At 66.2% G+C, this 13,285-nt stretch carries 13 protein-coding genes; 3 read left to right on the top strand and 10 right to left on the bottom strand.

The features are described 5' to 3' along the window. Window positions 1-50: 50 nt before the first annotated feature. Window positions 51-1,136 (top strand): DMT family transporter, encoded by a 1,086-nt coding sequence (locus U0042_RS04235; protein ID WP_114810006.1) that lies wholly within the window; start codon window positions 51-53, stop codon window positions 1,134-1,136. Between the two features lie 113 nt (window positions 1,137-1,249). Here U0042_RS04235 and U0042_RS04230 read toward each other — a convergent pair whose 3' ends face one another. From U0042_RS04230 to U0042_RS04220, 3 genes are all read right to left on the bottom strand, one after another. Continuing rightward, entirely contained in the window at window positions 1,250-1,897 is a 648-nt protein-coding gene (locus tag U0042_RS04230; protein WP_114810005.1) for a hypothetical protein, read from the bottom strand. 348 nt (window positions 1,898-2,245) lie between these two features. Further along, window positions 2,246-2,485 carry a DUF2442 domain-containing protein gene (locus U0042_RS04225; RefSeq protein ID WP_114810004.1) on the bottom strand — a complete coding sequence of 80 codons (240 nt, stop codon included), beginning with the start codon at window positions 2,483-2,485 and terminating at the stop codon, window positions 2,246-2,248. A 91-nt stretch (window positions 2,486-2,576) separates the two neighbouring features. After that, the gene (locus U0042_RS04220) at window positions 2,577-3,965 is read right to left on the bottom strand and encodes a hypothetical protein (RefSeq protein WP_114810003.1); all 1,389 of its coding nucleotides are present in this window, start codon (window positions 3,963-3,965) and stop codon (window positions 2,577-2,579) included. 336 nt (window positions 3,966-4,301) lie between these two features. Between U0042_RS04220 and U0042_RS04215 the strand changes: the two genes are divergently transcribed. Next, window positions 4,302-5,384 carry an AGE family epimerase/isomerase gene (locus U0042_RS04215; RefSeq protein WP_114810002.1) on the top strand — a complete coding sequence of 361 codons (1,083 nt, stop codon included), beginning with the start codon at window positions 4,302-4,304 and terminating at the stop codon, window positions 5,382-5,384. Between the two features lie 17 nt (window positions 5,385-5,401). Here U0042_RS04215 and U0042_RS04210 read toward each other — a convergent pair whose 3' ends face one another. Then, window positions 5,402-7,024: a methyl-accepting chemotaxis protein gene (locus tag U0042_RS04210; RefSeq protein WP_114810001.1), complete on the bottom strand. Its 1,623-nt coding sequence runs from the start codon at window positions 7,022-7,024 to the stop codon at window positions 5,402-5,404. Window positions 7,025-7,283: 259 nt separating this feature from the next. Between U0042_RS04210 and U0042_RS04205 the strand changes: the two genes are divergently transcribed. Then, window positions 7,284-7,721: a PaaI family thioesterase gene (locus tag U0042_RS04205; protein ID WP_114810000.1), complete on the top strand. Its 438-nt coding sequence runs from the start codon at window positions 7,284-7,286 to the stop codon at window positions 7,719-7,721. A gap of 63 nt (window positions 7,722-7,784) precedes the next feature. Here the strand turns inward: U0042_RS04205 and U0042_RS04200 are convergent, their stop codons facing one another. The 6 genes from U0042_RS04200 to U0042_RS04175 form a co-directional block, all read right to left on the bottom strand. Next, window positions 7,785-8,633: an ureidoglycolate lyase gene (locus U0042_RS04200; RefSeq protein ID WP_114809999.1), complete on the bottom strand. Its 849-nt coding sequence runs from the start codon at window positions 8,631-8,633 to the stop codon at window positions 7,785-7,787. A gap of 84 nt (window positions 8,634-8,717) precedes the next feature. Beyond that, window positions 8,718-9,461, bottom strand: coding sequence for an SDR family oxidoreductase (locus U0042_RS04195; RefSeq protein ID WP_114809998.1), 744 nt, complete (start codon window positions 9,459-9,461; stop codon window positions 8,718-8,720). A gap of 71 nt (window positions 9,462-9,532) precedes the next feature. Beyond that, window positions 9,533-10,420: an amidohydrolase family protein gene (locus tag U0042_RS04190; RefSeq protein WP_419150489.1), complete on the bottom strand. Its 888-nt coding sequence runs from the start codon at window positions 10,418-10,420 to the stop codon at window positions 9,533-9,535. After that, window positions 10,417-11,463, bottom strand: coding sequence for an aldo/keto reductase (locus U0042_RS04185; protein WP_114809997.1), 1,047 nt, complete (start codon window positions 11,461-11,463; stop codon window positions 10,417-10,419). Before U0042_RS04185 ends, U0042_RS04190 begins: the two co-directional genes overlap by 4 nt. A 20-nt stretch (window positions 11,464-11,483) precedes the next feature. Next, complete coding sequence (locus tag U0042_RS04180) at window positions 11,484-12,842, bottom strand: UxaA family hydrolase (protein ID WP_232833284.1); 1,359 nt, start codon at window positions 12,840-12,842, stop codon at window positions 11,484-11,486. A gap of 32 nt (window positions 12,843-12,874) precedes the next feature. Next, window positions 12,875-13,198 carry a UxaA family hydrolase gene (locus tag U0042_RS04175; protein WP_114809996.1) on the bottom strand — a complete coding sequence of 108 codons (324 nt, stop codon included), beginning with the start codon at window positions 13,196-13,198 and terminating at the stop codon, window positions 12,875-12,877. Window positions 13,199-13,285: the final 87 nt, after the last annotated feature.

Raw genomic sequence — 13,285 nt, 5'->3', positions numbered from 1 at the left:
TATCGTGGCGTCTCGTCGCTCCATTGCCCATTCAACGAACCTTCGGCCTCATGCAAACCGCTTCGAATCCTCGCCCGGCTCGTCGGCTGAACGCGGCCTTCACGGCGCTATTGGCTGCAGCGCTCTTTGGCGCCACGACGCCGCTCGCCAAGGCGCTGCTCGGGTCGATTTCGCCCTTCATGGTGGCGGGGCTCTTCTATCTGGGCAGCGGCGTGGGGCTCGCCGTCGTCATGGCGATACAGCGAGCAAGGCGGCGTGCCAACGAAGCGGCTCATCGCGACCGCATCGCACGCCCCGAGATTCCGTGGCTGGCAGGCGCAATCGCGGCCGGCGGAGTAGCCGGCCCGGCCCTGCTCATGCTCGGCCTCACCACGACGCCGGCCGCCACGGCATCGCTGCTGCTGAACCTGGAAGGCGTGTTCACGGCGGTAATCGCGTGGCTCGTGTTCCGCGAGAACGTCGATCTGTCGGTCTTTCTGGGTATGGTCGCCATCGTGGCCGGCGGCCTGTTGCTCTCATGGCAGCCGGGTGTGGGCGGCGTCACGACGGGGGCACTCTTCGTGGCGGCCGCATGTGCCTGCTGGGCTATCGACAACAACCTCACCCGCAAAGTCTCCACCCACGACGCGACGATGATTGCCTGCGTCAAAGGGTTGGTGGCCGGCTCGGTCAATCTGGCGATCTCGTTGGGATCAGGCGCCCACCTGCCTGAAGCCGGGACCACGCTCGCCGCAATGGTCACCGGGTTTGCGGGGTACGGCGTGAGCCTTGCGCTCTTCGTTGTCGCGTTGCGCCACCTCGGCACGGCACGCACGGGCGCGTATTTCTCTGTTGCGCCACTGTTCGGCGTGGCGTTGGCCCTCATCCTCTGGCCGCAGATGCCGCCGTGGCCGTTCTGGGCCGCCGCCCTCCTCATGGGGCTGGGCGTGTGGCTGCATCTGCGCGAGCGTCACGAACACGCCCATACGCATGAGCCGATGCGGCACAGCCATCGTCATCGGCACGATGAACATCATCGGCACACGCACGACTTCGACTGGGACGGCAACGAGCCGCATACGCATCCACATCAGCACGACGCCATCGCTCATACGCACGCGCACTACCCGGACATCCATCACCGGCATTCCCACTGAAGAGGGGTGTTCGGCGCCGCGGCGTATCCGCTGGGCTCAGCGCGCATCGGCTGATCGCGGAAATGAAAGAGGCCGCACAAGGCGGCCTCGGCATGCGTCAATGGGCAACGACGTCACGCGTTGGCGGGGCGGCCGGTCTTGACGAGTTCGACTGCGGAAACGGCGTCCACAAGTCCCTTTTCGTCTTTCCCTGCGAGCAGCAGCAAGCCCGCACGCAGCAGTTCGCTCTTCTTCACCTGCACGCCTGCGGACAAACAACGCTGCTTGAGTTCGGCGATCTTCGCGTAATCCGACTTCGGCATCGTGAAACTGTCACGCACCACCTTTTCCTTCTTCGCGCGGCGTACCTTCTCTTCCGTAGCAACCGTGGCGGCTGGCTCGTTCGCTGCCTTAGCGGTCTTGGCAGCCTTGGCCGGCTTCTTCGACGCGGCTTCGGCAGCCTTCTTCTTCGCCGACGTTTCCGCAGCCTTATCCGCGTTCTTTTTCGCGGCGGCTTGCGTTGCCGTCTCGGTTACTGCTTCAGCCACTGCCTTGCTTGCCTTCTTCTGCGGCGTAGCCGGCGCCTTCTTCGCCTTCTCCGGCGCGACCTTCACCGACGCTGCCTTCTTCGCCGTCACAGCGTCACTCGCCGGCTTCGACGTAGCAGCGCGGCGGCTTCCCTTGGCAGCGGGCTTCTCGTTGTCGCCCGTCGCCGGTTCCTCTGCGCCTTTCGGGAAGTGGAACGCTTTCTTCGTTGGCTGCTTGATTTGCGGTGTATTCATCTGGATCCCCGTCGTAATTGGTATAAACAGTATATACGGTTTTCGGGTGCCGATTTTCCCCAGCTGAGCCGCCTACCGGCAACACAGGTCAGTTCACCTCAAGACACCGGAAGGGGAATAGCGAGCAAACAGAGGCTCGCCACATCGAACCCGTGTGACGAGCCGTGAGTGAAGGCTCGGCGGAAAGGCCGCGCGAAAGCGCTGTGCGGCGTTTCACGGCGCAGTCGGACGCGAGCAGCCGGAGGCAAGCAGCTGAAGGTAAGACAAGGAGCAAGGCACGCGTGAACCGTCCGCGCAGAAAAACCGCCTGCGCCCCGGCGATCACGGCCTCGGCAGCCATAGAGGGCTCTAGTGCCGCGTGCCTTCCGCCATCGACATGAGCAACGCCGTCACGTTCACGTCTTCGTCGAGTTCCGGCCAGTACAACTGCTTGCGGTCCATCGATATCGCGAAGTGCTCGCGCTCCGCCTCGGTCGCCGCTTCCAGCACGGGAAACCAGTGCAGCGGAAACTGAATGGCCCGCCCGTCCAGCAGGTCGAGCACCAGATGTGTCCTGTCGAAGTGCACATTCACTGCGTCGCCGCCCATGGTCGTCTCCCGGAAAGAGGAAAGCGACTTAAAAGATAGGCGGCAGCGGCAGGTGGTTCAAGGCGAATATCGTGTCGCGACGCGGGCCGGGTCAATGCGTCGCCGACGACGTTTTCGTCTTATGCGCGTGCTGAGATTTCGCGCTGTGCCGCCCGCCTGACGCAGCGGGATGCTGCGTGGGCTGCGAGGGACCGGCAGCGGAAGGCGCGGTCGCGACCGGTGCACCCGGTACGGCCGGTTGCGGCACGCTGACCGTCGCCGAATCCGTATCGAGCAGCGTGGCGAGCGTTGCCTGCTGATTCATCAGCATCTGCTCCATGCGCTGTTGCTGCGCGGTGGTGTCGCGCGTGAGCCGAACCAGCAGCAACGTCTGCGCGATGCCGATCGCCACCGTCGCGAGCAGCGCGCCCACCACGATGGAAAGCATCCACTTCATTCGCCGCGAGTGATCGGCGGCGGCTCGACGCTGATCGGCGATCACGCCATAGAGGGCGTCCACCGTGTCGGCAAACGCCGTCGCGCGGGCGCGGTCCAGTTCCGGGCTGACGTGGTGTGCAGCGTTGCCGGCCGCTGCGTCCGATGGCGCACTCGGCGCGCGCGGCGCTGCGAATCGCTGCGCCGAAACGCCGGGTTTGAGCGTTGCCGGGCCATTCGCGGCGATGGTCTGCTGGCGCGCCTGAAGTACGGACCGCAGTGCGTCCGAAGCTGGCGCAACGGGACTCGCGATAGACGCGAGACCTTGTGCAGACGTGATGGGTGCGTTGTGTTCCGTCACGGTCGGCGCTGGCGCGCTGCTCGTGTCCTTGTTCGGAGAACGTTCGGCGGCGTGGGCGCCGGGCCTGGCGCCGGAAGAGGGTTCGGAATCCGCATCGCGCTGCGCAGCCGCAGCACGATCACTGGAGGGCCCGGTTCCATTCGCATGCCCGCCGATGCCCGCAGCGAGCGTGTCTGTCGCTTGAGCTTCGTCGTTCGTTCGGGCCGCATCCGCAGCGCCCGAATCTGCATGTGCGTGCCCCGCAGCCTTCTTGCTCACCTCGTCCACAACACCCCGAGCCACCGGCGCCGACACAAGCGCCCCACTATCCACATCTTCCGTGGGCAGCACAGCGGCGCCCTCCGCTTTCGATGCACGTGCCGCGCGCCGCGTCGGCTTCACCTGCTCCGCCGCCGCGCCAGCCGATGCATCGAGCTGCGTCGCCGTCACCGCGGCCAGCACCGCTTCAGGCAATTCGAATCCCGAGAGCGTGCCTTGCCTCACGTCGATCTGCATCGCTTCGACCAGTCCGCGTGTGGGGTCGTCGGGAAAGAGGTCGAGCGTGCTGTCGTCGCGCGGCACGTCGGTGAGTTGCGCCAGACGCTGCACCGATTGGGCGGCGCGCGCGAGCTTGTTTTCGGTGTCCGTGGAAACGGTGGACGCGCGCCGTTTCGTGGACGCGGCGCGCGAGGAGCGAGGGGTTCTGGGTGCTGCGGAATCTGCCATAGGGAACGTGCGATTGTCGCTTCGCGGCGGCTTCACCGTGGTTCGTGTCTCGGTTGTGCCGTCACACAATGCTGTCTGGACCTGCTGCAATTTCAAGGCGGCATTGTCGCACGTAGCCGCGCTTCTGCCGACCTCATTTGCCGCTCGTTCGGCACTTCGGCGTCCTCCGAAACACGCAATGGGGTTACGCCTCAAAGCCCCGCCCGCAGGCGTTGCGCGCCCCATCCGCGATGAGAAACGCAAAGCGAAGAGCGTACAATCGCAACCTTCCCGATCTACCGCCGTCCGCGTGCACGCGCGCAGTTCCACGCACGCGCGGACACGACGCCTACCCCGATGAACGCATCCACGCCGGCCGCCTCGCTGCGCGATCATTTCTCCCAGGTGATTCTGCCGCTGTGGCGCGGCGCCGGCTTCAACGCCGCGCTGCGTCTGCCCTACGAAGCGGTGACGCCGGACGATCACCGTCCGTTGCCCGTCACCCGCTATCGCGCGATGGCGTGCGCGCGCCAGCTGTTCGTCTTCTCGCTCGCCAACGACTCCGCCCACGCGCACACGCTCTTCGACGCCCTGCGCCACACGTTCGAAGATCGTCGCCACGGCGGCTGGTTCTATAGCGTCGGCCCGGACGGCGCGCCGCTCGACACCACGAAAGATCTCTACACGCACGCGTTCGTCGTCTTCGCGTGCTCCGTGTATGGCGCGCAGTTCGGCAATCGCGATGCGCTGGGTATCGTGCACAGTACGTCCGCGCTGATCGAAGAGCGCTTCGCCGCGCGCGACGGCCTCTTCAACGCGGCGCTGGGCGACGACTTTCGCAGCGTCACCGGCACGCCGCTGCAGAATCCGCTGATGCATCTCACGGAAGCCTGGCTCGCCGCTCGCGAAGCCACGCGCGACGCCGCGTTCGACAGCGCCGTCACGCGCCTCGCCGAAGCCATCGCGCGCACGTTCGTGCACGCGCCCACGGGCTGCATCGCTGAGCTGCCCGTCGGCGCCGAGGGCAATCGCGTGGAGCCGGGACATCAGTTCGAATGGTTCTATCTGGTCTCGCGCGCGAAAGGCCTGCTCGGCAACTCGGGCCTCGACGAGGCCATGTCGCGCGCCTTCACGTTCGCGCAACAGCACGGCGTGGACCCTTCGACAGGCGGTGTGGCCGCCGCGCTCGATGAACACGGCGGCATGCTCGATGCCACGCAACGCATCTGGGCGCAGACCGAATATCTGCGCGCGCTCGCCACGCACAACGACGCCGCGGTGCGCGAGGCGTTGCCGCAGCAGATCGAGCGCTTTCGCGAGCGCTTTCTGCATGCGCGCGGATGGTACGAGTGCAAGACGCCCGAAGGGGACGTCGCGCGCGCGGACATGCCGTCCACCACGCCGTACCATCTCGCCACCGCTTACGCTGCGCTGCCTTGATGCGCTGAGGACAGCGCTCAAGCCGCCGCGAACGCCCCCGCCGGCTCCACTCGCCGCGCCGCCGACATCCCACCGCTTCGCGCGTCGCCCAGCACGGCCTCCGAAATCTCGAAGACGGAGACCGCTTCCTTCAGTTGCTGCGTCTGCTGATGCAGCGACGCCGCTGCGGCCGCAGCCTCTTCGACGAGCGCCGCGTTCTGCTGCGTCATCTCGTCCATTTGCACCACGGCCTGGTTGACCTGCTCGATGCCGGTGCTCTGCTCCATCGACGACGCGGTGATGTCCGCCATCATCTGCGTCACGCGCGAGATGGACGCCGACACGTTGCTCATCGCTTCGCCCGCGCGCTCCACGAGTTCCGAGCCGCCCTGAATCTGCGCGACGGATTCGCTGATCAGCGTCTTGATCTCCTTGGCCGATTGCGCGCTGCGCTGGGCCAGCCCGCGCACTTCGCCGGCCACCACGGCGAAGCCGCGGCCCTGCTCGCCCGCGCGCGCCGCTTCCACGGCCGCATTCAGCGCGAGGATGTTGGTCTGGAACGCGATGCCGTCGATCACACCGATGATCTCCGCGATCTTGTCCGAGCTGCGCGCAATGCCGCGCATCTTGTCGACCACTTCGTTCACGACCTCGCTGCCGCGCGACGTGGCATCGAGCGCGGTGTTCGCGAGTTCGTTCGCCTCGCGCGCGTGGTCGGCGTTGCGGCGCACGGTGGAGGTGAGTTCCTCCATGCTCGCGGCGGTTTCTTCCAGCGACGCCGCCTGGTTCTCGGTGCGGGCCGAAAGATCCGCGTTGCCCGTGGCGATTTCGTCGGCGCCGATATGGATGGAGTCCGCCACTTCACGCACCACCTTCACGGTGCGCGCCACGCTGGCCTGCATCCTCGCCAGCCCCGAAAAGAGCCGACCGATCTCGTTCGTGCCCTGAGCCCTGACCGGTTCGTCGAGCTTGCCTTGCGCGATGCGCTCGAAGTGACGCCCCGCGTCTTCGAGCGGACCCACCACACCGCGCCGCAGCGCGATATAGACGGCCGCCGTCAACGCGACGAGCACGAAGAGAATCGCGAGGCCCACGCCGTCGAACAACGCAAGGCGGCTGTCGATCGAATCGAGCGACGCGCGGCTCGCCGCCGTGCTGAACTGCACGAAATTGTGTTGCTCGGTGAGATACGCGTCCTGGAAGGACTGCGTCGGTTGATCGAGGAACGCCTGGATGTTACCCGCGTCGAGAAACTGCGCGAGTTCGGTCAGCGCGCCGTGCAGCTTCTGAAAGCGCTCGGCGAGTGCCGCCGCGCGCGCGGTGTTCTCGGCGCTCATCTTGCGTGCGCTCGTGAACGTCTCGAACGATTTGTCGGCAAGCGCGAGTTGCTCGCGCGCGTGCTGAACGATTTCGGTGGGCTCGGTACCGCCGCGAACCATCCGCGTGCCGGCGCGCGAGAGGTTGATGCGCGCATCCATCAGATGCTGGGTGGTCTCGTTCACCGCATCCATCTGCCGCAGCGCGATGTTGGAGAGATCGCCCACGTCGTCGTGCGTGCGCGTGAGCGACCAGAACCCCAGCCCCTCGGTCACCACCTGCAACACGCAGAAAGCGGCCAGAACACATAACAGGCCCGATGCGACCTTGATCTTGCTGAACATTGAACACCTGACTTGCGAGGAATAGGAAAATCGATGAGGCACGGCAGCGCGCCCCGCCACCTGCGCTCACGTCGGGGTTTACGGCAACGCAAACGTTGGCTTGAGCACAAAAAACAGGGCTGCATGGAGATCGGGCGAAGCCGACGCTGCGGCCAAACCGTCCTTGTCCGATCGCAACTCGCCTCCTATAGTCCTGAGAACGCGAACAGGGCCAGTGTGAGGGACGTCGCAGCGGACGGACCGGCCCCGAGGAACGACAATGACCGATTTACTGGATCGCGCGCGCGGCGCGCTGCATGCCCAACCGTTCAGCATGCTGCTCGGCGCCGAACTGACGCATGTGGGCACGAGGGACTTGACGCTGTGCCTGCCCGTGCGCGACGAACTGAGGCAACAGCACGGCTTCGTGCACGGTGGCGTGCTGAGCTATCTGGCCGACAACGCGCTGACGTTCGCGGGCGCGCTGGCCCTGGGCCCGAAGGTCGTGACGGGCGAATACAAGATCAACTATCTGCGGCCCGCCGTGAGCGGCGTGCTGCTCGCCCGCGCGCAGGTGGTGTACGCCAGCCGTCAACAGGCGACGTGCCAGTGCAGCGTGTTCGTGGTGGATGCCGGCGAAGAAAAACTGGTGGCCGTCGCGCAAGGCACGATCAACCGACTGCCGGAAGAAAACGGGCGCCTCGCCGCTCAGGCGTAGGCGCCCTCTGCAGAGCGTGCCGCGCAACCTGTCGCGGCGCGCCGCATGGCTCATTGGCGCAGCTTATTCAGCCGCATACGTGCGTTGCTGCTGCTCGCCCAGCCCTTGAATGCCGAGGCGCATGGTCTGCCCGGCTTTCAGATACACGGGGTTCGGCTTCACGCCCATGCCCACGCCAGGCGGCGTGCCCGTGGAGATCACGTCGCCGGGTTGCAGGCTCATACATTGCGACAGATACGAGACCAGCTTCGCCACGGTGAACACCATGGTGCGCGTGTTGCCGTTCTGGTAACGATGGCCGTCCACTTCGAGCCACAGGTCCAGGTTCTGCGGGTTCGCCACTTCGTCGCGCGTCACGAGCCATGGGCCGATAGGGCCGAACGTATCGAAGCCCTTGCCTTTGTCCCACTGCCCGGCGCGCTCGATCTGCCACTCGCGCTCGGACACGTCGTTCACGACGCAATAACCGGCCACGTAGTCCAGCGCATTCGCTTCGTCGATGTACTTCGCGGGCTTGCCGATCACCACGCCCAGTTCCACTTCCCAGTCGGTCTTCTTCGAGCCGCGCGGAATCTCCACGTCGTCGTTCGGGCCCACCACCGCGCTCGTCCACTTGTTGAAGACGACGGGCTCCGTGGGCACGGGCAGGTTCGATTCGGCCGCATGGTCCGCGTAGTTGAGGCCGATGCAGACGAACTTGCCGATGCGCCCCACGCACGGCCCGATGCGCGGATTGCCTTCCACCACGGGCAGCGAGGCGACGTCGACCGCGCGCAGCTTCGCGAGGCCCGCGTCGGTGAGCACGTCGCCTGCAATGTCGGGCACTACGTTGGACAGGTCGCGAATCTTGCCGTCGGCATCCAGCAAGCCCGGTTTTTCCTGGCCTTTCGGCCCATAACGAAGCAGTTTCATCGTTGCGTGTCCTGTGTGTTCAGTGGTGAAAAATGCTCATGCGGGTCAATGCGAGTGGTCCGTGCGAAAGCAGACGGCAAGCGCTCAATTCGCCCAGCCGCCGTCGATCACATGTGCCTGACCGGTAGTGAAGCCCGACTCGTCCGAGGCCAGATACAGCGCCAGCGCCGCGATTTCCTCGGCCTTGCCGACGCGGCCCATCGGCTGGCGCGCCACGAACGCCGCGCGCGCGGCGTCTACCGTGATGCCCTGCGCCTTGGCCTGCGCCGCGATCCGCTCTTCGAGCGAGGGCGACGCCACGGTGCCCGGACAGATCGCGTTGCAGCGAATGCCGCGCGTCACGAAGTCGGCCGCGACAGACTTGGTCAACCCTATCACAGCCGCTTTCGACGCGCCGTAGACGAAACGGTTCGGCACGCCCTTGATGCTCGACGCCGCCGACGACATGTTGATGATCGACCCGCCGCCCTTCTCGAGCATGCCGGGCAGGAACGCGCGAATGGTGCGGTACATCGCCTTCACGTTGAGATCGAACGCGAAGTCCCAGTCCTCTTCGCTCGCTTCCAGAATGGAGCCCGCGTGCACGAAGCCCGCGCAATTGAACAGCACGTCGATGGGTCCCACGTCGCGCGCGAGTGCTTCGATGGCCGCTGCGTCCAGCACGTCGAGTTTGTGCGCCTCCACAGGCTTGCCCGCGAGACCGTCGATGCGAATGTCGGTGGCGATCACACGCGCGCCTTCGCGCGCAAACAGCTCGGCCGTGGCGAGCCCGATGCCCTGGCCCGCTGCGGTAATCAATGCTGTCTTTCCGTTGAGTCTTTGTACCATGCACGGCTCCACTCGAAATGGCGCGAGCGACATACTGGCTATTGCAGCACGCGCTCCACGCGAGACATACGTCAGCGAGGTGACAGACGATAGAACGCAGCGGCATTGCCGCCGAATACGGCGTCGCGCTGTGCAGCGGAAAGTCCGGCGAGCAGCGTCTGCGCCGCGTCGTGCCAGCGCAAGTAATCGCCGTTGAGATTCAGCACCGGCCAGTCGCTGCCCCACATCAGACGCGCGGCGCCAAACGTGGCCAGCAGATGATCGACGTACGGGCGCAGCGTGGCCTCGGTCCAGCCCGGCGCCGCTTCGGTGGCGAGGCCCGAGAGCTTGCACTGCATGTGCGAAAGCTGCGCGAGCCGCGCGATGCCGTCGGCCCAGGCGCGAAAGCCCGCAGCGCCGTCGCCGTCATGAATAGGCGGCTTCGCGCCGTGGTCGATCACCACACGCAAACGCGGATAACGGCGCACGAACGTTTCGAGCGCAGGCACGTGGCGCGTGAAGATGAGCGCGTCGAACGCGAGGTCGTGCTCGATCATCGCGTCGACGGCAGGTGCGATGGGCGCGGTGGCAATCCAGTTATCGTCGGGCAGGTCCTGGAGCATCGGACGCAGACCCTTGAATTTCGGCTCGCGCGCGAGTTCGTCGATCAACTGCGGCGCGTTGGGATCGTCGAGCGGCACCCAGCCCACCACGCCCGCTACCGATTCGTCTGCGCGCGCCAGATCCAGCAGGTAACGCGTTTCATCGACAGTAGGCGCGGCCTGCACGACCACCGTGCGCGACACGTGCGCCGCTTCGCGCAGCGGCGCGAGGTCGGCGGGACCGAAGGTGCGATAGAGCGTGGTGAGTTCCGGCGTCAGCCACCCGTAGTCGCCGCGCTCGGGCTTCCAGAAATGCTGATGGGCGTCGATGCGCGGCACCGCGTTCGAATGCGCGGACGGCGTCGATGCGGCCGTCACGGCTGGTCCCCCGGCACGGGCGCCCGCGGGTCGAGCAGTCCTTCCTCGCGCAGCGCGCGCCACAACGCGGCGGGAATTGCGCGTTCGAACGAGCCCACGTTTTCCAGCAATTCGGCCGGCGTGCGTGCGCCCGTGAGCACCGTGGCTACTGCGGGATGCGCATACGGAAACTGCAACGCCGCCGCGGCGAGCGGCACGTCGTGCGCGCGGCACACGGTTTCGAGCCTTGCCACGCGCTCGATCACGTCGGGCGGCGCATCGCCGTAGTTGAACTTGAGGTCGCCCTGCACGCCGCGCGCAAGAATGCCCGAATTGAACGCGCCGCCCAGCAGGATGCTCACGTTGCGCGCGGTGCAGGCGGGCAGCAGGTCATCGAGCGTGCCCTGCTCCAGCAGCGTGTAGCGGCCCGCGAGCAAGGCGCAGTCGATGTCGAACTCGGCCATCGCTTCGAGAATGACCTGGCCTTCGTTCACACCCAGCCCCACGGCCTTCACGGCACCGGACGAACGCAGTTCGTCGAGCGCGCGAAAACCGCCGCCTTCGGTCAGTTGCTTCCAGTAGTGCGCGTTGCGCTCGCCGTGCGTGTAGCGGCCAATGTCGTGCACGAGCACGATGTCGATATCGATCATGCCAAGCCGCTGCTGGCTGTCTTCGAACGAACGCAGGATGCCGTCGTGCGTGTAGTCGTAGATGGCCTGGAACGGCAGCGGGTTTTGCCAGCCTTCGCTGCCGTCGTAGGGCGTGGTGCGCGGCACGAAGCGGCGGCCCACCTTCGTGGAGATCACGTAGTCCGCGCGCGCATAGCGGCGCAGCGCGGTGCCGAGGCGATGCTCGGCCTTCGTGTGTCCGTAGTGCGGCGCCGTATCGAAGTAGCGCACGCCCGCGTTCCACGCGGCGTCCACGGTGGCTTGCGCCTCTTCGTCGGAGAGATCGCGGTACAGGCCGCCGAGCGGCGCGGTGCCGAGACTGAGCCCGGTGACCTCCACGTCGCGGCGACCGATGCGCCGCGTGCCGGCCACTTTGGGGTGCAGCACTGCTGTCATGGTGTCTCCTCCGGGTTCGATCAGTTGGACGCGATCGCAATCGCGCCGCGCGGCTGCACACTGGCGGGCAGGCATGCGGGGCCAACCGGCTCGAACGTCTTGTAGGTCAGGATGAATTCCTGGTGACCGAGCGCCTCGGACTTCGACGGCGCGCCCTGCGCCACCGCCAGTGTCTGTTCGAACACCTCGCGCCCCACTTCGTCGAGCGTGGCGCGGCCTTCCAGAATGCGGCCGGCGTCCACGTCCATGTCGCCCGACAGATTACGGTAAGTGACCGGGTTTGCACACACCTTGATGACCGGCGAAATCGCGGACCCCACCACCGAACCGCGCCCCGTCGTGAACAGAATCACGTGCGCGCCGCAGGCAATCAGCTCGGCGATCTCGGCGTTGTCGCTGATGTTGGGAAAACCGAAGCGCGGCTCGCCGTCGGGCACCACGTCGAGCAGATAGAGCCCACCCGTGGGCGGCACGTCGCCCGGCTTCACGATACCGACGATAGGCGACGCTCCGCTCTTCGCATACGCGCCCAGCGACTTTTCTTCCTGCGTGGTGAGCCCGCCGTCGGCGTTGCCCACCGCGAACGAACCGTGACCGAGCACCGTGTAATAGCGCGCGGCCTTCTCCACGGAAGCCACGATCGCCTCGCCCAGCTCGGGCCGCGCGGCGCGGTTCTTCATGTGGTACTCGCAGCCCACCAGCTCGCCCGTTTCTTCGAAGATGCAGGTGGCGCCGTGTGCGATCAGGTGGTCGAACGCGCGGCCCACGGCAGGGTTTGCCGTGATGCCGCTCGTGCCGTCCGAGCCGCCGCAGATGGTGCCGATCACGAGTTCGTCGAGCGCCATCGCCACCTTCGGCTGCGCCGCGAGTTGCCGGCGCGCGTCGCGCACCCAGTCCACGCCGTACTCGATGGTGCTGCGCGTGCCGCCTTTCTCCTGGATAGTCAGCACCTCCACCGGACGGCCGCTTTCGCGCACCACGTCGGCCAGATAGTGCTTGTTCATGCTCTCGCAGCCCAGCGAGACGAACAGCACGGCGCCCACGTTCGGATGCGTGGCGAGCTGCTGCATCATCTTTTCCGCGTAACTGTTCGGATAGCAGCCGGGAAAGCCGATCAGATGCACGGGCGGTTGCCCTGACGCCGAATCCGTCCCACCCGCCGCACCCACCTCGAAGCCGCCCAGCGGCGCGCGGAAATGCCCGACGATCTCACGCGCCACGTGATGCGCGCACTCCACGAGATAGGCCACGGCCACCACGTTGCGCACGCCCTTGCGGCCGTCGCCGCGCAGCCAGCCTTGCAGCGCGGGCCGCGCCTCGCCCGGGTCGCCCGTTGCCGAGCCGCCCGCCGATGATTCGATTACGTCTGTTTCGCTCATGATTCGATCCGGCACGGCGCGGGCCGCCTTCGTCAGTGGTTCACGAACTCGTGGCCCGAGTCGTGGGTGTAGGTGGGCAGGTAGTCGCTTTCCAGGTTGTGGGTATGCAAGTGCTCGCCGCGCGCTGCGGGCGCGGTCATATGGCCGATGGGAGCGCCGTAGCGCACCACCTTCTCTTCTTTCGCCAGCGCGCGGCGAGCCACCTTGTGGCCCACGTCGATGGTCTTCGCCAGCGTGACGCGCTCGCCTTCGATGTCCAGCTGCGTGCCCGCTTCCAGACGCGCGCCCGCAATCAGGCAGTTGTCCTCCGGGCTCAGCAGGATCAGACGCGGGTCGGTAGGCAATGGGCCGCTCAAGTGTTTCTCCGTGATGCTCGGTGAGCTGTGGCGCTGCGTCGAACAGGGATGCGCAGATTCATTAATGAATCTATTATTCATAGACGA

This window comes from Paraburkholderia kururiensis (assembly GCF_034424375.1).
GTDB classification, from domain to species: Bacteria; Pseudomonadota; Gammaproteobacteria; order Burkholderiales; family Burkholderiaceae; genus Paraburkholderia; species Paraburkholderia kururiensis_A.
This window is presented reverse-complemented; position numbering and strand designations above follow the sequence as displayed.

Excerpts from the sequence above, each read along its gene's own strand:
- U0042_RS04195 (WP_114809998.1), bottom strand. The coding sequence starts at position 9,461 with ATGGTACAAAGACTCAACGGAAAGACAGCATTGATTACCGCAGCGGGC.
- U0042_RS04210 (WP_114810001.1), bottom strand. The coding sequence starts at position 7,024 with ATGTTCAGCAAGATCAAGGTCGCATCGGGCCTGTTATGTGTTCTGGCC.
- U0042_RS04200 (WP_114809999.1), bottom strand. The coding sequence starts at position 8,633 with ATGAAACTGCTTCGTTATGGGCCGAAAGGCCAGGAAAAACCGGGCTTG.
- U0042_RS04185 (WP_114809997.1), bottom strand. The coding sequence starts at position 11,463 with ATGACAGCAGTGCTGCACCCCAAAGTGGCCGGCACGCGGCGCATCGGT.
- U0042_RS04180 (WP_232833284.1), bottom strand. The coding sequence starts at position 12,842 with ATGAGCGAAACAGACGTAATCGAATCATCGGCGGGCGGCTCGGCAACG.
- U0042_RS04225 (WP_114810004.1), bottom strand. The coding sequence starts at position 2,485 with ATGGGCGGCGACGCAGTGAATGTGCACTTCGACAGGACACATCTGGTG.
- U0042_RS04205 (WP_114810000.1), top strand. The coding sequence starts at position 7,284 with ATGACCGATTTACTGGATCGCGCGCGCGGCGCGCTGCATGCCCAACCG.
- U0042_RS04215 (WP_114810002.1), top strand. The coding sequence starts at position 4,302 with ATGAACGCATCCACGCCGGCCGCCTCGCTGCGCGATCATTTCTCCCAG.
- U0042_RS04220 (WP_114810003.1), bottom strand. The coding sequence starts at position 3,965 with ATGGCAGATTCCGCAGCACCCAGAACCCCTCGCTCCTCGCGCGCCGCG.
- U0042_RS04235 (WP_114810006.1), top strand. The coding sequence starts at position 51 with ATGCAAACCGCTTCGAATCCTCGCCCGGCTCGTCGGCTGAACGCGGCC.
- U0042_RS04230 (WP_114810005.1), bottom strand. The coding sequence starts at position 1,897 with ATGAATACACCGCAAATCAAGCAGCCAACGAAGAAAGCGTTCCACTTC.